Genomic DNA, 22,772 nt, shown 5'->3' with positions numbered 1-22,772 from the left:
TGAGGAATACCAAGATGAATAAACATTCGATTAAATTTAAAATAACGCTGCTGATTGGTGGAATGATATGTGTTCTTATAGTTCTTCTTCTTGTATTTAATATAATATTTTCAGAAAAGTTCTATATGGAAGATAAACAGCAGGAGATGTTGAACGCATATAGTTCAGTAAATGATGCGTGTATACAATATTCAGATGATAGTATTTCAGAAACAGATTTACGGAATAATCTTGAACAGATATCGACCTCTAAGGGCATATCTATGATTATAGTAAATAGTGACTGGACGACTTTTTATGTAAGCACTCACGGAGATGAGATGCTTCTGGAAAGATTGAAAAAGAGTATATTTAATAATGATATTTTCCAGAATATACCATCTAAGAGTAATAGTGATTCATCTAACACAGACGGAAGCACTGATAATAATGGTACTTCTTCTGATAGCAGGAATGGCCAGAACAGCGGAAGTGGCACAGATGATAATAATATGAAAAATGATTTTGGTGATTTGTCAGATAGTGATAAGTCAGCATTATTTGGTGGTAATTCTGATAACAATGGTGATAAGAAGACACCTCCGGAAAAGATTATCGATATGTCAGGCAACGGAGCTAACGAGGTCAGGGAGATTATACTTGAGAATGATAAATATACAGTTCAGGAAGTATATGACAGTCGTCTGTTAGATGACTATATCGAATTATGGGGAACATTGGATAATGGTGATTTTATTCTTATAAGGACTCCTATACAGAGTGTCAAAGATAACGTGCACATTTCTAATACGCTTATAACTTATGTTGGTATAGGAACACTTCTTATAGGTGTTGTTGCGGCATTTGTGTTATCCTCATATATCTCACGTCCTATAAAGCAGCTTTCTGATATAGCAGAGAGAATGTCTAACCTTGATTTTGAGGCACATTATGAGGGCGATGATAAAGGTGAGATAGGACTTTTGGGAGATAGTATGAATAATATGTCCCATAAGCTTGAGGAGAATATTTCACAGCTTAAGGCTGCCAACCTTGAACTCCAAAGAGATATTGATAAGAAGGAAAAGCTTGAGCAGATGAGAACAGATTTCTTATCAAATGTATCACACGAATTAAAAACACCTATAGCACTTATTCAGGGCTATGCAGAGGGGCTTAAGGAAGGCATTACAGATGATCCGGAGAGTATGGATTTCTACTGTGATGTTATTATAGATGAAGCCAACAAGATGAATAATATGGTGAAGAGACTTCTTACGCTTAACCAGATTGAATTTGGTGAAGATGAGCTTGTTATGGAAAGATTCGATATTAATGAGCTTGTAAAGTCAGTAGCCGCCGCTAATGAATTAAGGGCTTCACAGAAGGAACTAACAATACAGACATTTATGAGTGAAGAACCTCTTTATGTATGGGCAGATGAATATAAGGTTGAAGAGGTGATAACTAATTATATCTCTAATGCAATTAATCACTGCTGTAATGAGAACATCATTAAAGTGAATGTTGAACAGATTGATAAAGATAATGTAAGGGTTACTGTATACAATTCTGGAAAGAATATACCCGAGGAGGATATTGAACATATATGGGAGAAGTTCTATAAGGTAGATAAAGCCAGAACAAGAGAGTATGGCGGTAACGGAATAGGGCTTTCAATTGTTAAGGTGATTGTTGAATCTATGGGTAAGCAATGCGGTGTGAGAAATGTTTCTGATGGAGTTGAGTTCTGGTTTGACCTTGATTGCAAATTATGATAGAATTCATATAGTTGAATTGAATTGTGGTGCGTACTAGAGGAACGCAGGAATGGAGATTATATGAAGAAGATAGCTATAGCTGTCTTGTCAGCAGTATGTGTATTTGCGCTGGCAGGTTGTGCTGATGATGTAACAATGGACAATGAACAGAATGATATTGTAGCTGAATACATAGCAGGTACTCTGCTTAGACATTCCTATGCTAATGAATGGAAGTATTCTAAGCTTAGTAATCCAACATTTAATAAGTCAGGACAGAGTACAACAACTACTGGAAAGAATAATACTACTGGTACAACAGCAGCTAACAAGCAGACAACAACAGCCGTGGGACAGACAGGTACGACAAGTACAACAGGAACAACTCAGGCAGGTATTAAGGCGGCAAGCATTACTGAAGCCTTAGGTCTTAGTGGTGTTACTGTTAGCTATAAGAAGGTATCGGTAGGTAACAGATATCCAACAGATGCATATGCTGTATGTGTTCCGGCAGATAGCGGCTGTAAGGTAGTAGCAGTTGAGTTTACAATTAAGAATACAGGTTCAGCGGTATATAATGCAACAACTAAGTCAGCTAATGTCACAATGAAGCTTAGTGCAGGAAGTGGCACTTACACACAGTATAAGTCAATGTTAAAGAATGATATATGTAATCTTGATAAGGTTACAATCAATGCAGGAGAGGAATATACAGCGGCAGCAGTATTTCAGGTTTCAACAACAGATGCCGGAGCTTCTGGTATGAAGCTTGAAGTGTTATCTGGAACACAGCAGGTAGAAACAATTAATTTACAGTAATATAAAAAGTATCGGAGAGGCAGATCCTGTCCGATACTTTTTTCATTTTATCTGAAATCTTTTCCTAATACATTTTCTTTAGTATACATAGCAGCTTCATCTGCTGTCAGGATATGTGCAAATGAAGCTCTTTCATTAGGCTTGTAGCCCTCACCATATCCGTTGTATTCAGCGTAAAATGTTGTTTCGTGTGCTTCAGGCTTATTCCAGTCATGAAAACCTGAGCCAGCAATCTGAGAGGAATATTTACAGTTTATTAATACGGTCTTTGCGTGTATTCTCCAAGGTCTGCTTAAATAACATGTTCCATCTGGACAGTTGCCAGTGAAATTGCAATTTTCAAATACATAGCCATATTTCTGGCCTTCATATGTAGAAGGTGCGGTATAATAACTGTTGATTTCCTTATTGCGGTTTAAGGCATATAATGTACAATTCTTAAAATATGCAGTAGCACTTCCGAAGATGAAATCAATCTCACCGCTTATAAAGCAGTCTTCATATAATTGTCTTGAGAGAATTCTTGGTGCGAATTCTGTAGGACCTGTAAATCCGCCCGGCTGTTTTTCTTTAAGAGGGAGAGGACCGGTAAAGAGAGTGTCCTGATGACCAAGTAGTTTGCAGTTTTTGAAAGTAATATTATCCCCTTCCGCATATACAGCGATAGCTTGTCCAACCTCAGTACCAAAGCCTGATGAATTCACGAAGGTAATATTATAGGCGTGGAAGTTATTGGCGTGTACAAAGAAAGTATAAGACCTGAAGGTACCACGTTTGGTGTTATCAAGCATAGTCATTAATGCGTAATAGTCTTTGGTTATAATTACGTTATCCATAGACTCACCAATAAGAGTTATATTATTGTGTGTAATCTCAACACGCTCGTTATAAGTACCATTTTTAATAAAAATTGTCTCTGATACTGTTGAGCTGCTTATAGCATCAACAGCTTCCTGAATAGATGTATAGTCACCTGTATTATCTTTTGAAACAGTAATCATATAAGCCTCCATAAATTTTATTAGGTTTACATCTGATGAAATATAGTAAATGCAAAACCTATGTGCTATTATATCATTTTTTTCTTAAGTTAAAATGCTTTTATAGACATAAATATAAAAAAATTGTATACTGATTGATAAAATAAAAAGGTGTATTAAAGGATAAGTGTAAAATGATTAGAATAGTTGAAGATGTAAAAGATGTAAATATATATTTGGGACTGCGTGATAAAGTGGGCTGGATAAAACTTACAAAAGCTCAGGCACAGGAAGCACTTAATAACAGCGTGAAAGTGTTTACTGTATTTGATGATGACAAGCCTATAGGAATGGGAAGGGTTGTTGGAGATAAGGCAGTTATAAGCTATATTCAGGATTTGATAGTGATACCGGAATATCAGGGGAAGCATATCGGAAGTGAACTTATAGAACATATTATAGCGTATGTTAAGTCTATAACAATGGAGGACTCAAGAATGATGTTATGTCTTATGTGTGCCAAGGGACGTGAGATATTCTATGAAAAGCATAATTTTATTGCAAGACCGACAGAGGCGTTAGGACCGGGAATGATTCAGTATATATATTCAGAACAATAAAGCTTGACAATACATAAAAACAATTGTAAACTAAACTGGAATTGAGGTTAACAATCAACCTTAAATCTTTTATGAGGAAGGTAAAGACAAGTGAAAGAGAAGAAGTTTACAGTTTATCAGTTATGTTTTATGGCACTTATGGCGGCAGTTACATGCATATTAGCACCATTATCAATACCTATAGGGCCTATTCCAATATCACTTACTAATCTTGTGGTATATTTTACAGTATATGTGATTGGCCTTAAAGCAGGAACATGCAGTTATTGTTTATATGTGTTATTAGGAGTTGTTGGTCTTCCTGTATTTTCAGGATATGTAGGAGGTCCAGCTAAGATTGCAGGACCAACAGGTGGATATATTGTTGGATTTGTGTTGATGGCACTTATAGGTGGATATGTAATTGAGAAGACTAATCGTAATATGGTTCTTGTTATAATTGCGTGGATAGTTGGAACAATGGTTGATTACGCATTAGGAACAGCATGGTTTGCCTATGTACAGCATTGTACAGTGGGTTACGCACTTAAGGTATGTGTGTATCCATTTATTGTATTTGATCTTATTAAGATAGTAGCAGCTACATTTCTCGGAAAGGCGGTGCGATATGCACTTGTTAAAGCAGGGTTATTATCTAATGATAAGGTAGTAAGCGGGGTAACAGCATAATTTGTTATATATACAGACAACTAATAAAAAGCAGCTTTTCTACAGATAGGAAAGCTGCTTTTTATTAGCGATAAAGATGTGCTGATGTACACATCAATATCCGTATTAATAAATTAAATTGATTGATAATAATCCTGTAGAGCTTATTAAATTAAGCAAGTAAAGTCTTAACGTATTCAGCAATCTTTTCGTCCTTGCAGTTAGCAAAGAAGAGTTCCTGGAACTTTTCTCCAGCTACAGCACCCTTAACAAGATCCTGGTCAAGGTTCTTAAGAACACTGATTAAATCCTGATTAAGAGTAACCTTTCTTACTTCATCAAGAATCTTCTTATTTCTCTGTTCTGGAACAACTCTTTCCTTAGGATAACCACCACCTGGTTCGCCTTCAAATAACTTTTCAAAAATGTATGTAAGGTTTAATTCAGCACCCCAGCCAAATCCCTTAGCGAATGGAAGAGCGATTGCATTACCATCGTTAATCTGCATAAACATATATGCATCTGAAGGGTCAACAACGTGTCCACAAAGAACATTAGGGAATGAGTTAAGTGCAAGCATAGCACCTTCACCAGTACCACAGCCTGTTACTACAAAATCACAAGCACCTGAGTTAAGAAGGATAGCAGCTAATATACCATTCTGTACATATGTAAGCTGAGCTTTGTCATCAGCAGAATACATACCATAGTTGTCTACTGTATGTCCCTTGCTTTCAGCTACTTTCTTAAGATTAGAGTAAATTAAATCATTCTTTGCAGCCTGACTGTTTTCGTTAATTAAAGCGATTCTCATTATTAAAAACCTCATCTTTCCTGATATTATTCCGATTATTACGGATATATTAAATATACTGAAATATATAATATTTGTCAAATTGATAAAATAGCAGATATATGTTAAAATCCCTTAGTGGAAAAGGAGAATGTGTTATGGCAGTTAATAATAAAGATGCTAAAGCAACATTTATGGAAGCTTTAGACGGACTTAAAGAATACGCAAAGGTTAATGGAAATATAGTTACCAAGGACGATGTTAAGAGTTATTTTAACGGACTTGAATTAGATGATAACAGATACTCAATGATAATGGGTTATCTTATGGCTAATAATATTACAATAAATGGAGTAGATGGAGCAGACAATGAATTCCTCCATATGCTTGAAAGTACTAAAAATGATGCTGTAAATAATGATGATAATGGAATAGCACAGGAAGATACTTCATATACTGGAACAGACGACGGAATTATTAAAAAGATAAATGTTACAGAGGAAGAGGTTAATAATCTGCCAGAAAAAGAAGCTGTTATGGCGGCTCAGATGATAGCAGATAATATGGACTATTCCGAAGATGATATATATCTTGAAAGATACCAGAAGGAGCTTGAACAGATACAGCCAGTATCAGATACTACAAGAGCTTACCTTTTAATTAATATCGTTGAAGATAATGATAAAGAGTCTTTAAAGCTTTTGTCTGAGTCATATCTTGGAAAAATTGTAGGCTGGGTTGAACCTTTCAGGTGCAGGGGAGTGCTTGCGGCAGACCTTGTTCAGGAGAGTAATCTTTCAATGATGGCTTATATAGGACAGAGGCAGTGGCTTAATAATTACGAATGGAAAGATAAGATAAAAGAAGGAACTACAGAAGATTTAATTCAGGTGCTTAATGAGATTGACAAGGAAGTTAAGTATCAGGCAGAAGAAAGTATGCGTATGCTGATTGACGAACAGATGGACAGCAATAAGATATCTGGAAAGGTTCTTAATAAAGTTAATTATGTCAATGACTGGGCAGTAAGATTAAAAGAAGAACTTGGAAGAAAGCCGTCAGTTAAGGAAGTCGCAGAGCGTATGGGTGTATCTGAGGATATTGTAAGGGAAGCTGTATCATTATCTGCAGAGGCAATTGAAGACATAAGCGATGCCAAGACTAATAAAGATAATGATAAGTAAAATGGTAATTAAGTAATGTAATTATACATATAATAAAATGGTAAATAATTAATTATGATAAGCAGTATATTATAAAAGTAATTAATTAAGATAGGTAATAAATATTAGAATTTTTTAATTAAAATTACATATATTATATTGTATCTAAGAGATTTATGTAGTAGAATAATTATAGTTGATAAGAAGAACAATTTAATAATTCCTGGGGCGTGCGAGAACCTCACTTATTTTGATCCTACATTTCATCGACGGGATTCCTATATCTCCATTCTAATGTCGGGCCTCCTCTGAGTGGATGGCAGCGGTCTGGATGCGGTAACCCACCTAGCATTGCTAGGAGTCGAAAACGTGGGGAACGGCGCTTTGGGATAATTGTGATAAGTTACTATGAAGACAATTTTGTTTTCATAGTTTTTTTATTTAACAGGAAATTCCATCATAATTTCCTGTTAAATAAAAAGCCCTCAGCGCAGATTCACACTTACACAAAGATGTAGTCTGCCGCAGATGACCGCATTCAGTACAGGAATGTGCTTTGCACATTCTTCTTTATGTAGTAATAATCAGTGACTTTCAAGAATATATATAATTGATGCTGTACAGGCATAATATATTTGAGAGGTTAGGTTGATATGGTAAAGACCGTAATAATCAGAAAACGGACAATATTTATATATGGATTATTAGTACTGGTACTGGCAATAGGTGTTGTTGTGCTGGAAACATTTATTAATAAATCCAATAATGATGAATACATAACTTATGCACAGGCGGCAAAGATGATTGCTTATGCTAATGTAGATGATACGCAGGCATTTGAAACAGGAGAAGTGTGGTACAAGCCATATATTGAATATGTCAATATCAATGGATATATGCAGTGTGAAGAGCCTGACGATTATATTATGATGAAAGATGTATACATACTTTCAAAGAAACTTAATGCAGGTGATACAACATTTGAGAGCATTGGAGTACAATCACTTAGCCAGTTAAACAATAATAACAGAGTTGTGACTAAGCAGGAATTTATAGATTATTACATATTGCTTCTGCCGTTTTGCAGTAACGGGAAGGAGGTTGAGAGAGTTGAGCTTGGAATTGCTGGAACACCTGCGGAGCTTAATGTTAGTGAGTGGGAAATGTATACAACTAAGGGAAAGTATATATTTGACGGAATAATTGCAACACCTTATATAGACAGGCAGGTATTGGCAATAGTAAGGGATAACCGTTTGTTGTGTATTGAAAGAAAAATATCTGACGAGGTTGATTACAGTAATGTGTGGCTCAAATATGACAATAACGGAATGTTATATGTGAATTTCTATGGAGTTGAGAAAAAGCTTAAGATAGGCAGGGTTAATGATGACATAGATAATACGCTTGCTGATATTCATCTGAGTAAGGGAAAGGTGAAGAATATATCCGTCAAAAAGGATATTATCAAAGGGAAAGTTCTCTCTGTAACTAATGAATATGTAGAGATAGATGAGTATGGAAAAGTTCCATTAGATGAACAATTTATAATATATGATAATGTATCAGATGTGAAAACGCATAATTATGATGAGATTATAGTTGGTTATTCACTTCAGCGTTTTATAGTTGCTAATGGAAAGGTATGTGGAGCGATTATTGGCGAAGAATTAAAGCATGATAATATAAGAGTTATGTTAAAGACAACAGGTTACAAGGATTTATTTCATAACAGTGTGTCGCTGTCATCAGATAGTATAATACATATAACCTGTGCAGATGTACAATGGGATATTGCGGCAGGTGAAAGCTTTGATATAGACAGCAATGATGAAAGATTAGCCACGGGGCGTATTGTGCTTAGTACTGATGATGGAAGCATAACGATTAATTCTATTAAGAGAAGTCAGGGAAATCCGTCCTATAAGGGTAATATAGAGCTTGCCTTATATGATGAGGGTATTGCGGTGATTAATGAAATTGATATCGAAGATTATTTAAAAAAAGTTGTGCCTAGCGAAATGCCTGTGTCATTTGGCGTTAATGCCTTAAAATGTCAGGCTGTATGTGCAAGAAGCTATGCATATACACAGCTTACGAATAATTATTACAGTGAGTATGGTGCACACATAGATGATAGTGTGTCGTTTCAGGTATACAATAATACATATGACAGTGCAGAGGCTGATGAGGCGGTTATTGCTACGGCTGGAATGGTCGCTGTATACAATGGTGAACTTGTAAAGACTTATTATTATTCGACTTCCTGCGGTTATACAGCTGATGTGTGTGCGTGGGGGAGTGATGAGGATAATTATCCGCAATATGCTTCTGTAAGGGCAGGAACATCTGATTATAATGCTGATATTAAGTCGGAAAAGACATTTGAGCAGTTTATAACGGCCAAAGATAGCAGTGATTATGACAGTGAAGCAGATATGTACCGTTGGAAGACTGTCATAGGTATAAGTGAGCTTACGGCACATTTTAATTCACTTATAGGAAGTTATTTAAGAAAGAACGGCTCGGTATATATATTAGAAAATGGAGAGCCGTCCGATAAGGTGGTTAATGATATAGGGGATATTTCAAGTGTTAAAGTGATAGAACGTGGCTGTGGCGGAGTTGTAGCTGCACTTATGGTAGAAGGCAGTAAGGAAACCTGTATTGTCAAAGGAGAAAATGCAGTAAGAAGCCTTATGGGTAATAATAAATGTGCAATAATAACTCAGAGCAGGGAGATATATAATGATATTCTTCCGAGTGCTTTCTGTATATTCAAACCAGTATATGATAATGGCACGCTTGTATCATACGAAATAACAGGCGGCGGCTACGGACACGGAATTGGAATGAGCCAGAATGCGGTTAAGAAAATGTCAGAAACTATGGATTATACAGATATTTTAAAATTCTTCTATAACAATATAGAGATTAAGAATATAAATGATTAGTGCTTGTAAAATGGATTAAAATAATCTGATAGAGATATAAAAATAGGACTGTTGCAGTGATGCTCCCGTTGTATAACGGAAGGGCATTCAATGTGACAGTCCCGTTTGCTTACTATTTGTACTTATAAGTATGTCGATATTGCTGGTGTCTGTATATCCATTTATTTCAATAATAAATATAGCTTTATTGTTTAGCAGCATTGACGACTACTTTCTTAGCTTTTTTTGAATGCTTTGAAATACGCCAAGGTCTTAGTATATTCTTCTCGATAAGGGAATTGAACTCAGCACCGAGAAATAATATAAGAATACATATATACATCCATATAAGAAGAAGCATAAAAGTTGTAAGACTTCCATAAGTATATGAGTAGTGTGTCATATATGTAATGTATAATGAGTAAAGTTCAGAGAACAGATACCATCCAATACTTGCAAGAAAAGCACCTGGAATTTCTTCTAAAGGACGTTTTTTAATTGTAGGTATGAACGAATACATTACAGTGAAGAATATTGTAAGCAGAGTAGGAACAAGAAATAACCTGTTGCTGAATATTGCGTTAATAATTGTAATATCAATTGAAAATGCACTAAGATGTCGTTCAATAAATGCTGAAAGGTGTTCGCCAAATACGATTATGACAAGGCTTGTTGCAATTGATAATAGCAGTATTAAAGCATATATGCTTGAAAATAATCTCTGTATTAGCCAGCTTCTTTTAAGCTCGTAATTGTTAATACGGTTAAGGCAGGTCTTTATTGTCATAAAGCCTTTGCCAGCTGACCATATTAAGCCGATAGCAGTTACCGACAGAATTGTTATTGATGAAGAATTCTCAATATCAACTATTATGTTTAGTAACAGACCGTGGAATTCTGTAGGAATTATATTCTCAAAAAGATTCATAAGGTCGGTTGAAGTTACTGGGAAATAATGTATTATGCTTATTAGTGCAAGGACGAATGGCATAAAGCTTAAAAGCAGATAGTAGCAGGTCTGTGCTGCATATTCAGTAAGCCGGTCTTTGGTGATTTTGTTGTAAGCTTCCTGACAGGTGAAAATCACACGGGCAATTTTCATGCTGTTTCTCCTCTCTAAAAATTTTAATAAAATATTTGAAAAAACCTCGGTATATACAGTGTTTTTGTAAGTTACAAGTTTGTGCTTGCCACAAACTTGATATTTGAAAAAAACTCGGTATACACAGTGCTTTTGTAAGTCACAAGTTTGTGCTTGCCACAAACTTGATATTTGAAAAAACCTCGGTATACACAGTGCTTTTGAAAGTCACAAGTTTGTGCTTGCCACAAACTTGATATTTGAAAAAACTTAGATGTAAGGTTTTTTCAAATTATTATATGTTATTTTCCCACAATTATCAATAAGTTAATAACTTGCATTACTATTATATTTTATGTACAATATATAAGTTAATGAATAAAATCAGGTTAAGTGTAACCTGTTAATGAAAGGTAGGCTTGCTTATAATGGGGATTAGTGTAAAGCTTCAGGCTTTTGAAGGTCCGTTAGATCTTTTACTGCATCTTATAGATAAGAATAAAGTTAATATATATGATATTCCAATAGCTGATATAACAGAGCAGTATATGGAATATGTCAATAAAATGCAGGAGGAAGACTTAAATGTAGTAAGCGAATTCCTTGTTATGGCGGCTACACTGCTTGATATAAAATGCCGTATGCTTCTTCCAAAAGAAGTTGATGAGGAGGGTAATGAGCAGGATCCAAGAGCAGAGCTTGTCGAAAAGCTGTTAGAATACAAGCTTTATAAGGCAATGGCAGAAGAGCTTAAAGATAAGCAGATGGATGCCACAAAGCTTTATTATAGAAAGCCTGATATTCCTAAAGAGGTCAGTGAATATGTGCCAGAGGTTGATATAAAAGATGTCATAGGAGATACCGATCTTTTAAAGCTTAATGCAATATTTGCAGACGTAATGAGAAGAAAAGATGAAAAGGTTGACCCAATAAGAAGCAAGTTCGGTAAGATTGAGAAAGAAGAAGTTACTATGTCAGAAAAGCTTGTTGATATTAAGGCGTTTATGATGGAGCATAGGACATTCAGTTTTAGGGAACTTCTTATGAAGGGGGCTTCAAAGGTTGCGGTTATTGTTACATTTCTTGTTGTATTAGAGCTTATTAAGACAGGATTTGTTATTGTAGAGCAGGAGGGGACTTGCGAGGAAATATATATAACAGTGACGAAGGATCCGGAACTTATAGAAGGAATTACTGAAGAATAATTAATAATACAGCAATGCTTTATAGGCTTTAAAAGCATATATGTATATGACACAGTAAGTGTGTATTAATTCTGTTAATCAAAGCAGGATAAGAATGGAGTGCAGAATGAGTATAGAAAAGACAGAAGCGGCAATAGAAGCTATACTATTTACTATGGGTGAATCAGTAGAAGCAGAAAAGATTGCAGTGGCTATAGAACACGATGTCGATACAACAGTCAAGATTATCCATAATATGATGGATAAATATGAAAATGAAGACAGAGGTATCAAGATAATTGAATTAGAGGGAAGCTTCCAATTATGTACCAAAGAAGAATATTACGACAATCTTATTAGAATATGCAGTCAGCCAAGACGATATACATTGACAGATGCAGCACTTGAAACGCTCTCAATAATAGCGTACAAGCAGCCGGTTACCAAGATAGAGATAGAAAAGATAAGAGGTGTTAATTCAGACAGGTCAGTTAATAAGCTTGTTGAATTAGAACTTGTTAAAGAAGTTGGAAGACTTGATGCACCGGGAAGACCGATGCTTTTTGGAACAACTGAAGAATTCCTTAGAACATTTGGTGTAGGTTCTATTGATGAACTTCCGGTTATAAGCGAGGATATGGTTGAACAGTACAAGGAAGAGGCTGAATATGAAATAGCAAGCGAATTAAAAGAAGAAGCTATGAATGAGGAACAGCTTACACTGGACATATAATTAACCAGACATTTATGTATAGATAGTTAGAATATAATGAGTTCACCTGATACAAGTGGTTATCTTAAACAGTGGGCAGAAATGAGGTATATTATGGAAAGAGCAAATGCGTGGAATAAGTATGATTCTAAAAAGAAAGCAGAAGTATTTGATTTTGCGGAACAGTACAGACAGTTCATCTCAAAATGCAAGACAGAAAGAGAATGTGTAAAGGAAGGCGTTAGGCTTTTAAAGGAAGCTGGCTATGCGGACTTAAAAGACGTTATTGCTGATAACAGGACATTAAAAGCTGGCGATAAAGTGTATGCTGTCAATATGAATAAGGCACTTGTTGCGTTTAATATAGGTGAAGAACCTATAAGTGCAGGAATGAACATACTCGGAGCACATATAGACTCACCAAGACTTGATATAAAGCAGAACCCTCTCTATGAAGAAACAGGACTTGTTCTTCTTGATACACATTATTATGGTGGTATTAAGAAATACCAGTGGGTTGCAATTCCACTTGCCATTCACGGAGTTGTTGCATTAAAGAATGGAACAACAGTAGAGATTGTAATTGGTGAAGATATGTCTGATACAGTAGTTGGTGTATCTGACCTTCTTATACATCTTGCTTCTGAACAGATGGAAAAGAAAGGTGCAAAGGTTGTTGAGGGCGAGGCTCTTGATATTCTTGTTGGAAGTATGCCACAGGAGAAGGAAGAATGCGATAAGGAAGCCAAAGATGCTGTTAAGAAGAATATACTTGCAATATTAAAGGATAAGTATGGAATAGAGGAAGAAGATTTCTTATCAGCAGAATTAGAAGCTGTTCCAGCAGGTCCTGCAAGAGATTATGGAATAGACAGAAGTATGATAATGGGCTATGGACACGATGACAGAGTGTGTGCATATCCATCACTTATAGCACTTATTAATTCAAGTGAAGTTAAGAGAACAGGTGTATGTATTCTTGTTGATAAAGAGGAAATTGGAAGCGTTGGTGCTACAGGAATGCAGTCAAGATTTTTTGAAAATATGGTTGCAGAAGTTATGGACAGATGTGGAAATTATTCTGAGCTTGGATTAAGAAGGGCACTTGCTAATTCTTATATGTTATCATCAGATGTAAGTGCGGCATATGACCCTAACTATGCGAGTGTATTTGAGAAGAAAAATGCAGCTTATTTTGGCAAAGGCATGGTGTTTAATAAATACACAGGTGCAAGAGGCAAGAGTGGCTCTAATGATGCATCAGCAGAATTTGTAGGAAAGTTAAGAAAGGTTATGGATGATGCAGATGTATCATTTCAGACAGCTGAACTTGGTAAGGTAGACATCGGCGGTGGTGGAACAATAGCTTATATATTAGCTAATCTTGATATGAATGTAATTGACAGTGGCATTGCTGTACAGAATATGCACGCACCATATGAAGTTATAAGCAAGGTGGATTTGTATGAAACATTAAAGGGTTATGAGGCATTTTTAAAAAATGCATAATAACACAATAATGTAAAAGTGATTATATAATATTTGCATAATATTAACATTGGAAGGATGACATATATATGAAATGGAATAGATATTCAATTAAGACAACAACACAGGCTGTTGATTTAATAAGCAGTGCTCTTGATGATATAGGAATTGAGGGGATAGAGATACAGGACAATGTACAGCTTACACAAGAAGAAGCTAAGACAATGTTTGTTGATTTTATTCCTGAGCTGCCACCAGATGATGGAACAGCAGTTGTTAATTTTTATATTGATTCAGATGAGGACGATGGAACATTAGTTAAAAAGGCTGAGCAGGAAATTAAAGATTTAAGAATGTTTGTTGATATCGGTGAAGGAACAATAACAAGGTCTGAGACAGAAGATAAAGACTGGATTAATAACTGGAAGCAGTACTGGCATACATTTACAATCGGTAATCTTTATATTAAGCCAACCTGGGAAGAGATTACAGAGGAGATGAAAGGACATCCTGTCCTTAGCATTGATCCGGGAACTGCATTTGGAACAGGTTCGCACGAAACAACAAGAATGGTTATTAAGCAGCTTGAAAAGTACGTTAAAAAAGGTGACAGAATACTTGATGTAGGCTGTGGAAGCGGAATACTTTCAGTCGTTGCCCTTAAATATGGTGCGGAATATGCACTTGGTACAGATCTTGACCCTAATGCAATTATTGCCTCAGAAGAGAATTCAGTTCAGAATAATATAACTAAGGAGCAGTTTGAGGTTATTGAGGGTAATATAATTGATGATAAGAATATTAAGGATAGATGTGGATATGAATGTTATGATATAGTGTGTGCTAATATTCTTGCTGATGTATTAGAGCCATTATCAGTTAATATCCACGAGCATATGAAGCATGGAGCATATTTTATAACTTCTGGAATTATTAATACTAAAGAAGATGAAGTTGTTAATGCTTTCAAGAAGAATTCAGAGCTTGAGATAGTTGAGATTAACCACGATGGCGAATGGGTTAATGTAACAGCCAGAAGAAAGTAATTAATAGATAACGCGAAAGGATTACATATGTATCATTTTTTTGCAGAGCACGAGAATATATTTGACGATTACATTGATATTAAAGGCGGGGACGTTAATCATATTAAGAATGTACTGCGTTTAAAAAAGGGTGATGAGATACTTATAAGCAGTGGTGATAATTATGATTATAATTGTATTATTGATACAATAACCGATGATTATGTACGAAGCCTTATAACATCAGTTAATGAGAAAGGCAATGAACTTTCATCAAAGGTATATTTATTTCAGGGACTTCCTAAAGCTGATAAAATGGAACTTATTATACAGAAGATGATTGAGCTTGGCGTGTATGAGATTGTTCCTGTAGCAATGAAAAGAAGTGTTGTAAAGCTTGATGATAAGAAAGCAAAGAGCAAGGTTGCAAGATGGAATACAATAGCTGAAAGTGCTGCCAAACAGAGTAAAAGAAGTATTATGCCAAAGGTTAGTGATGTTGTAAGTTTTAAGCAGGCAGTTGCTATGGCTTCGGAATTAGATGTATTATTACTTCCTTATGAGTGTGCAGAAGGAATTGAACATACAAGACAGGTTATTGCTTCTATCGGGAAAGGAAAGAGCATAGGTATCTTTATTGGACCAGAGGGTGGTTTTGATAAAGATGAACTTGAGCTTGCAACTAATGCAGGAGCTGATATAATAACACTTGGCAGACGTATATTAAGAACCGAGACAGCAGGTCTTATGCTGATGTCGGTGCTTATGTACAATATGGAGGAATAATAATGCAGGCATATCTTGATAATTCAGCAACGACAAAGTGTGCACCTGAGGTTGTAGATGTGTGCGTAAAAGTTATGAGTGAAGATTATGGCAATCCATCATCAAAGCATATGAAGGGCGTTGAAGCTGAAAATTATATAAAAGAAGCAAAAGAAACAATAGCTAAGACTTTAAAGTGCCAGGAAAAGGAAATACTTTTCACATCAGGCGGAACAGAGTCTAACAATATGGCAATAATAGGAACTGCTATGGCTAATAAGAGAAAAGGCAATCACGTTATTGTGTCATCGGTAGAACATTCATCTGTAAAAGAGCCTTTTAACTTTCTTAGTGAGAATGGTTTCAGGGTAACATATCTTAAAGTTGACAGAAATGGAATTGTGGACATTAATGACCTTAAGGAAGCGTTAGATGATGAAACAATTCTTGTATCAGTAATGTATGTCAATAATGAGATTGGTGCAGTTGAACCTATTGAAGAAATCGGACATATTGTAAAAAGCTACAATCCTGATATAGTGTTTCATGTAGATGCAATTCAGGCATATGGCAAATACAAAATAGTACCTAAGAAGTATAACATAGATTTATTATCTGTAAGTGGACATAAGATACACGGTCCAAAGGGAAGCGGATTTTTATATATTAAGGATAAGACAAGAATTAAACCTATAATATATGGCGGTGGACAGCAGAAGGGTATGCGTTCTGGAACAGAAAATGTACCAGCAATCGCAGGACTTTCGGCAGCAGTCAAGCTTATATATAATGACCAGTTTGAGGATAAGATTAATAATCTGTACGAGCTTAAAGACTATTTTATAGATGAACTTGAAAAGCTTGCTGATGTTGTTATTAATTCATATAAAGGCATAAAGTCAGCACCACAGATTGTAAGCGTAAGCTTCAGGGGTGTAAGGGCAGAGGTGCTGCTTCACGCACTTGAGGATAAGAATATATATGTATCCTCAGGTTCAGCCTGTTCTTCTAACAAGCCGGGCTTAAGCAATACGCTTGTTGCGATAGGTCTTGATAATGACTTGCTTGACAGCACATTAAGATTCAGCTTCTGTTATAATACAACTAAGGAAGAACTTGACTATGCAGTCAGTGCATTAAAAGAACTTCTTCCTGTGTTAAGAAAGTATACAAGACATTAATAATATAATTAAAATTGAATGGAGATAAAAGATGTATAAAGCATTTTTGATTAAATATGGAGAGATAGGTGTAAAGGGTAAGAACAGATACCTTTTTGAAGATGCACTTGTAAGACAGATAAGATTTGCCCTTGAAAAGGTTGAGGGGGAATTCGTAGTATCTAAGGAAAATGGAAGAATATATGCTACAGCACAGACAGAATTTGACTATGATGAGGCTGTAGAAGCATTAAAGACTGTATTTGGAATAATTGGAATATGTCCAGTTGTGCAGATAGAAGATAATGGCTTTGATGACCTTGCTGAACACGTTATTAAGTATATTGATGAGGCATATCCTGATAAGAATGTTACATTTAAGGTAGATGCAAGAAGAGCAAGAAAAAACTACCCTATGAATTCTATGGAGATTAATATGGAGATGGGTGGAAGAATATTAGACGCATTTCCTGAGATGAAGGTAGATGTTCATAAGCCACAGGTGCTTTTACAGATTGAGATTAGAAAGCATATTAATATATATTCAATAGAAATTCCAGGACCAGGAGGAATGCCAATAGGAATTGCTGGTAAGGCAATGCTTTTATTATCAGGAGGAATTGACAGCCCTGTAGCTGGGTATATGGTTGCCAAGAGAGGTGTGCAGATAGAAGCTACATATTTCCATGCACCACCATATACAAGTGAGAGAGCTAAGCAGAAGGTAGTAGACCTTGCAAGACTTGTGTCTAAATATGCAGGTCCAATAACTCTTAATGTAGTTAATTTTACAGATATACAGCTTGCTATATATGAGAAGTGTCCTCACGATGAGCTTACAATCATTATGAGAAGATATATGATGAAGATTGCAGAAGAACTTGGCAAGGAAAGCAAGTGTATGGGACTTGTTACAGGTGAGAGTATCGGACAGGTCGCAAGCCAGACTATGCAGAGCCTTTACTGTACTAATGAAGTATGTACAATGCCAGTATACAGACCGGTTATTGGTTTTGATAAGCAGGAGATTATTGATATATCAGAAAAGATAGGAACATATGAGACATCAATCCAGCCATTTGAGGACTGCTGTACAATATTTGTAGCTAAACATCCAGTTACAAAGCCTAATCTTAATATAATCAAACAGCACGAGCATAACCTTGATGATGTTATTGATGAGCTTATGAAGACAGCCATAGAAACTACAGAAAAGATAGTTGTTAAATAAAATGATGTAAATAATAACAGGGTGCCATACGAATTAACGTGTGACATCCTGTTATAGAATAACCATATTAAACTGTCTGGCTGATTATACAATATATGGCTTTAATACAGCAAGAATTGTATCAATATCATTCTCAGCGTGAATATTTAAGTCGATAGGCTTTGATAAATCAAGGCTGAAAATACCCATAATAGACTTTGCATCAATTACATATCTTCCAGATACAAGGTCAAAGTCAACATCAAACTTTGTAATATCATTTACAAAGGATTTAACTTTATCGATTGAGTTTAATGAAATCTGTACAGTTTTCATTGGAATACCTCCCATAATATAATAATTTGCTTACTGAGTTAATTATAATATTTATGGGATTTATGTCAAGAACAAAGGAGGCCGATTTGAAAAAAGTTGCGATACACAACCTTGGTTGCAAGGTTAATTCATACGAAGCAGAGTCAATGGAGCTTATGCTTAAAAATGCAGGCTATGAAATAGTTCCATTTGATGAAGCGATAATTGCAGATGTATATATAATAAATACCTGTTCGGTTACTAATATAGCAGACAGAAAGTCCCGCCAGATGTTACACAAGGCTAAAAAGATGAATCCATCAGCAGTTGTAATAGCTGCCGGCTGTTATGTACAGGCAGATGAAGCAGGAGTTAAGAAAGATGAAGCTGTAGATATCGTGCTTGGCAACAATATGAAGATTAATATTGTTGATGTGCTTGAGCAGTATTTTAAGGATAATACAGCAGACGAATATGTGGTTGATATAAGCCACGATACAGAATATGAAGAATTAAAGATAGATAAAGTAAGTGAGCATACAAGGGCATACATTAAAATACAGGACGGATGTAACCAGTTCTGTTCATACTGCATTATTCCTTATACAAGAGGAAGAATAAGAAGCAGGGCGATTGAAGATGTTGTAGAGGAAGTTAGAAGATTAGCTGACAATGGCTATAAGGAAGTTGTTCTTACCGGAATACATCTTTCTTCTTATGGCAGGGATACAGGTAAAGAGACCTTGTTAGATGTTATAGAGGCGGTTAATTCAATTGACGGAATTGAAAGAATCAGACTTGGTTCATTAGAACCAAGAATTGTGACAGATGAATTTGTCAGCCGTATAAGCAGTATGAAAAAGCTTTGTCCACATTTTCACTTATCATTACAGAGCGGCTGTGATAAGACACTTAAGGCTATGAACAGAAAGTATGATACTGCTGAATACTTAAAGGGCTGTGAAATTCTTAGAAAATATTATGATAACCCAGCGATTACGACAGATGTTATTGTGGGCTTTCCTGGTGAGACAGAAGAAGACTTCAAGATTACGAAAGCATTTGTTGAGAAGGTGCATTTTTATGAAATGCACATATTTAAGTATTCAAGAAGAAAAGGCACAGTTGCAGATACTATGCCTGATCAGGTAGATGATAAGATTAAGACAGCAAGAAGTAATGAACTTATTGAGCTTGCTAATGAAATGTCAGCACAGTACAGAAGTACATATGCAGATAGTGATTTGAGCGTGCTTATTGAAGAAAAGCAGAATATAGCTGGAAAAGAGTATTATACAGGCTATACACCTAATTATATAAGAGTTATGATTTCGGCAGAAGAATTTGATAAAGAAAATGTTTGCAGTAATTCAGGCAATGGTAATATAATTAATAATATATATACAGTGAAGGGCTGCGGTCTTGATAAAGAAAAGCTGCATATAATCGGAATGGAGAATTATAATGGCTGAATTAAAGTTAAGAAAGAATGAAAAAGGAATGATACTTGCAATTGATATGGGAAATACCAATATCGTTATTGGCTGTGTTGATGACAAGAAAGTATTATTTGAGGAAAGATTATCAACAGATTATTCAAAGACAGAATTGGAATATGCCATAGGTTTTAAGACGGTGCTTGAAATATATAATATTAACTCAGATGACATAAAAGGAGCAATTATATCATCAGTTGTCCCGCAGCTCGTTAATATAATAAAAGCGGCAGTAGAAAAGACAGTTGGAATTACACCGCTTATGGTCGGACCTGGAATAAAGACAGGTCTTAACATTCTTATGGATCAGCCAAGACAGGTTGGAACAGATATGATAGTTGATGCAGTTGCTACACTTAATGGCTACGGTGCACCAGCCATAATTATAGATATGGGAACAGCGACAACTATAAGTGTTGTAGATGAGAAAGAGAATTATATAGGTGGAGTTATACTTCCGGGAATACGTGTGTCAGTTGATTCGTTAGTATCAAGAACAGCACAGCTTCCAAGAATAAGCCTTGATACACCAAAGAGTGTTATGGGTAAGAATACTATTGATTGTATGAAGAGTGGAGTTATATATGGCAATGCTTCGTGCATAGATGGTATGCTTGACAGAATTATAGAAGCTAATGGTTTTGGAGTTAATGGAAAGCCAGAAGCGAAAGTTATAGCTACAGGTGGACTTGCAAAGGTTATAGTTCCTCACTGTAAGCATAATATACACATAGATGCGGAATTATTGCTTAAAGGTCTTAGAATTATATATGATAAGAATGTGGAGGGTAATTAAATGCTTAAAGGTAAAAATGTACTGCTTTGTGTTACAGGAAGCATAGCAGCTTATAAAATTGCAGAGCTTGCAAGCAGACTTGTTAAGCTTCATTGTAATGTTGATGTTATAATGACTAAAAATGCGACGAATTTTATCAATCCTATAACATTTGAAACACTTACAGGCAATAAGTGCATAGTAGATACATTTGACAGGAATTTTCAATTTAATGTTGAACACGTTTCACTGGCTAAGAAAGCAGACTGCGTTATGATAGCACCAGCCTCAGCTAATATAATAGGCAAGATAGCTAATGGGATAGCAGATGATATGCTTACAACAACTGTAATGGCTTGCAAATGCAAGGTTATGATATCGCCTGCTATGAATACTAATATGTATGATAATCCTATTGTGCAGGATAATATCGCCAGGTTAAGAAGATTTGGATATGAAGTTATTGAGCCAGATAGCGGTTATCTTGCGTGTGGTGACACTGGAAGGGGCAAAATGCCATCGCCGGAGAGCCTTTTATGGTACATTTTAAAGGAAACAGCATATGAAAAGGATATGAAGGGCATTAAGCTTTGTGTAACAGCAGGTCCTACAAGAGAAGCAATAGACCCTGTAAGATTTATCTCTAATAATTCTACAGGGAAAATGGGCTATGCAATAGCCAGAATGGCAATGCTTCGTGGAGCAGATGTTACACTTGCATCAGGAAAGGTTGATGTTCCACCAGTTCCATTTGTTAATATTATAAATGTTATATCAGCACAGGATATGTATGATGCTGTCACCGAAGAAGCAAAGAATTCAGATATTATAATTAAAGCCGCCGCAGTAGCGGACTATACACCTTTAAATGTAAGCGATAATAAGATAAAGAAAAAAGACGGCGATATGTCAATTGCCCTTAAACGCACAAAGGATATAATAGGAACGCTTGGAGAACATAAAAAAGAGGGACAGTTTATATGTGGATTTTCTATGGAAACAGAAAATGTAATTGCCAATTCCAAGGATAAGCTTATTAAGAAGAATATGGATATGATAGTTGCTAATAATGTAAAGGTAGCCGGGGCAGGCTTCGGAACAGACACTAATGTTGTAACTATAATTACCGGGGAAGATAATATTGAACTGCCTATGATGTCTAAAGAGGATGTTGCTTCAAAGATACTTGACTTTATAATGGCAAAGCGTAGGTAAGATATTGGAACGTTAATATATAATGTATGTAATAAAAGTAAACATTATAATAATTGATTTATATAAGGTTTAGTTTAAGACAGAAATTCATTGACTTAAAATTGCAATTTGTTAATTTGAAGTCAATGAATTTTATAGCGGAAATAGTGTGGATTTATGTTTGTATACAGATATATGCCATAAATTTACAAAAAAGTTTAGTGGTACAAATCCAGTAAATATAAGGCTTTACGAATGCTTATCATAGATTTGGCAAAAAAAATCAAAAAAAGTTGAAAAAAGATGTTGACATATGTGAGAGGTGGTGATATTATAATCAAGTCGCCGCGAGAGATGAGCGACACAAAAGCTTCTCAAACACAGATAAATACTGGATTTGAGAGCGATGAACTTTGATAACTGAACAGAAAGACAACCTTGAAAATTCTTTTTAGAATTTCGAGATGAGTACAGAATTCAATAGAATTAAGTATACATCTTTTGTGAACATCATTCAAGCAATTGAATGAATCCTTAAACACAGTATAAGGAAACTATTATTAAGCTAGTTAGTTTGTAACTGACAAGGCAAACTTTTTATGAGAGTTTGATCCTGGCTCAGGATGAACGCTGGCGGCGTGCTTAACACATGCAAGTCGAACGAAGCATTTA

General features: G+C 35.5%; 20 protein-coding genes, 1 rRNA gene and 1 other RNA gene. 18 read left to right on the top strand and 4 right to left on the bottom strand.

Annotated features, from left to right (window positions below; all coding sequences use genetic code 11):
* The first annotated feature begins 14 nt into the window (after positions 1-14).
* Entirely contained in the window at positions 15-1,757 is a 1,743-nt protein-coding gene (locus WMO14_RS02535) for an ATP-binding protein (RefSeq protein WP_349153215.1), read from the top strand.
* A gap of 63 nt (positions 1,758-1,820) precedes the next feature.
* Positions 1,821-2,558, top strand: a complete 738-nt coding sequence (locus tag WMO14_RS02530; RefSeq protein ID WP_022502200.1) for a DUF4352 domain-containing protein — start codon at positions 1,821-1,823, stop codon at positions 2,556-2,558.
* 47 nt (positions 2,559-2,605) lie between these two features.
* Here WMO14_RS02530 and WMO14_RS02525 read toward each other — a convergent pair whose 3' ends face one another.
* Positions 2,606-3,559, bottom strand: a complete 954-nt coding sequence (locus tag WMO14_RS02525) for a pectinesterase family protein (RefSeq protein WP_349153214.1) — start codon at positions 3,557-3,559, stop codon at positions 2,606-2,608.
* Between the two features lie 173 nt (positions 3,560-3,732).
* On the opposite strand from WMO14_RS02525, the gene WMO14_RS02520 reads away from it, so the two are divergent.
* On the top strand, positions 3,733-4,158 hold the full coding sequence (locus tag WMO14_RS02520) for a GNAT family N-acetyltransferase (RefSeq protein WP_022502198.1): 426 nt from the start codon (positions 3,733-3,735) through the stop codon (positions 4,156-4,158).
* A 90-nt stretch (positions 4,159-4,248) separates the two neighbouring features.
* Complete coding sequence (locus WMO14_RS02515; RefSeq protein WP_022502197.1) at positions 4,249-4,827, top strand: biotin transporter BioY; 579 nt, start codon at positions 4,249-4,251, stop codon at positions 4,825-4,827.
* A 151-nt stretch (positions 4,828-4,978) separates the two neighbouring features.
* Here the strand turns inward: WMO14_RS02515 and WMO14_RS02510 are convergent, their stop codons facing one another.
* Positions 4,979-5,620, bottom strand: coding sequence for an RpiB/LacA/LacB family sugar-phosphate isomerase (locus WMO14_RS02510; RefSeq protein ID WP_022502196.1), 642 nt, complete (start codon positions 5,618-5,620; stop codon positions 4,979-4,981).
* A 137-nt stretch (positions 5,621-5,757) separates the two neighbouring features.
* Here WMO14_RS02510 and WMO14_RS02505 point away from each other — a divergent pair, with 137 nt between their 5' ends.
* The 3 genes from WMO14_RS02505 (at position 5,758) to WMO14_RS02495 (ending at position 9,716) form a co-directional block, all read left to right on the top strand.
* Positions 5,758-6,783, top strand: a complete 1,026-nt coding sequence (locus WMO14_RS02505; protein ID WP_055307138.1) for a sigma-70 domain-containing protein — start codon at positions 5,758-5,760, stop codon at positions 6,781-6,783.
* Positions 6,784-6,979: 196 nt separating this feature from the next.
* A non-coding RNA gene (gene ssrS / locus WMO14_RS02500) (6S RNA) lies at positions 6,980-7,157 on the top strand.
* Between the two features lie 258 nt (positions 7,158-7,415).
* A complete protein-coding gene (locus WMO14_RS02495; protein ID WP_349153213.1) occupies positions 7,416-9,716 on the top strand; it encodes a SpoIID/LytB domain-containing protein in 2,301 nt (766 codons plus the stop codon).
* A 184-nt stretch (positions 9,717-9,900) separates the two neighbouring features.
* Here WMO14_RS02495 and WMO14_RS02490 read toward each other — a convergent pair whose 3' ends face one another.
* The gene (locus WMO14_RS02490; protein ID WP_022502193.1) at positions 9,901-10,797 is read right to left on the bottom strand and encodes a YihY/virulence factor BrkB family protein; all 897 of its coding nucleotides are present in this window, start codon (positions 10,795-10,797) and stop codon (positions 9,901-9,903) included.
* Between the two features lie 407 nt (positions 10,798-11,204).
* Between WMO14_RS02490 and WMO14_RS02485 the strand changes: the two genes are divergently transcribed.
* From WMO14_RS02485 to thiI, 7 genes are all read left to right on the top strand, one after another.
* Positions 11,205-11,981, top strand: a complete 777-nt coding sequence (locus tag WMO14_RS02485) for a segregation and condensation protein A (protein WP_349153212.1) — start codon at positions 11,205-11,207, stop codon at positions 11,979-11,981.
* A gap of 106 nt (positions 11,982-12,087) precedes the next feature.
* Complete coding sequence (scpB, locus tag WMO14_RS02480; RefSeq protein WP_022502191.1) at positions 12,088-12,693, top strand: SMC-Scp complex subunit ScpB; 606 nt, start codon at positions 12,088-12,090, stop codon at positions 12,691-12,693.
* 93 nt (positions 12,694-12,786) lie between these two features.
* Positions 12,787-14,181, top strand: coding sequence for an aminopeptidase (locus WMO14_RS02475; protein WP_349153211.1), 1,395 nt, complete (start codon positions 12,787-12,789; stop codon positions 14,179-14,181).
* 68 nt (positions 14,182-14,249) lie between these two features.
* Positions 14,250-15,206 (top strand): 50S ribosomal protein L11 methyltransferase, encoded by a 957-nt coding sequence (gene prmA, locus WMO14_RS02470; protein ID WP_022502189.1) that lies wholly within the window; start codon positions 14,250-14,252, stop codon positions 15,204-15,206.
* Positions 15,207-15,233: 27 nt separating this feature from the next.
* A complete protein-coding gene (locus tag WMO14_RS02465) occupies positions 15,234-15,971 on the top strand; it encodes an RsmE family RNA methyltransferase (protein WP_055307135.1) in 738 nt (245 codons plus the stop codon).
* Positions 15,972-15,973: 2 nt separating this feature from the next.
* The gene (locus WMO14_RS02460) at positions 15,974-17,131 is read left to right on the top strand and encodes a cysteine desulfurase family protein (RefSeq protein WP_055307134.1); all 1,158 of its coding nucleotides are present in this window, start codon (positions 15,974-15,976) and stop codon (positions 17,129-17,131) included.
* Positions 17,132-17,162: 31 nt separating this feature from the next.
* The gene (gene thiI, locus WMO14_RS02455; protein ID WP_349153210.1) at positions 17,163-18,341 is read left to right on the top strand and encodes a tRNA uracil 4-sulfurtransferase ThiI; all 1,179 of its coding nucleotides are present in this window, start codon (positions 17,163-17,165) and stop codon (positions 18,339-18,341) included.
* Between the two features lie 84 nt (positions 18,342-18,425).
* Here thiI and WMO14_RS02450 read toward each other — a convergent pair whose 3' ends face one another.
* On the bottom strand, positions 18,426-18,656 hold the full coding sequence (locus WMO14_RS02450; RefSeq protein ID WP_022204816.1) for an HPr family phosphocarrier protein: 231 nt from the start codon (positions 18,654-18,656) through the stop codon (positions 18,426-18,428).
* Between the two features lie 86 nt (positions 18,657-18,742).
* On the opposite strand from WMO14_RS02450, the gene mtaB reads away from it, so the two are divergent.
* The 4 genes from mtaB to WMO14_RS02430 form a co-directional block, all read left to right on the top strand.
* Positions 18,743-20,107, top strand: a complete 1,365-nt coding sequence (mtaB, locus tag WMO14_RS02445) for a tRNA (N(6)-L-threonylcarbamoyladenosine(37)-C(2))-methylthiotransferase MtaB (RefSeq protein ID WP_116443840.1) — start codon at positions 18,743-18,745, stop codon at positions 20,105-20,107.
* 28 nt (positions 20,108-20,135) lie between these two features.
* Positions 20,136-20,927: a type III pantothenate kinase gene (locus WMO14_RS02440; RefSeq protein ID WP_055174344.1), complete on the top strand. Its 792-nt coding sequence runs from the start codon at positions 20,136-20,138 to the stop codon at positions 20,925-20,927.
* On the top strand, positions 20,928-22,121 hold the full coding sequence (gene coaBC, locus WMO14_RS02435) for a bifunctional phosphopantothenoylcysteine decarboxylase/phosphopantothenate--cysteine ligase CoaBC (protein ID WP_349153209.1): 1,194 nt from the start codon (positions 20,928-20,930) through the stop codon (positions 22,119-22,121).
* A gap of 574 nt (positions 22,122-22,695) precedes the next feature.
* A 16S ribosomal RNA gene (locus tag WMO14_RS02430) occupies positions 22,696-22,772 on the top strand; the annotation flags it as partial.

The organism is Lachnospira rogosae (ex Hitch et al. 2025), assembly GCF_040096455.1.
Lineage (GTDB): Bacteria > Bacillota > Clostridia > Lachnospirales > Lachnospiraceae > Lachnospira > Lachnospira rogosae.
The sequence above is the reverse complement of the archived record's forward strand: the minus strand, read 5'-3'. Positions and strand labels throughout refer to the sequence as shown.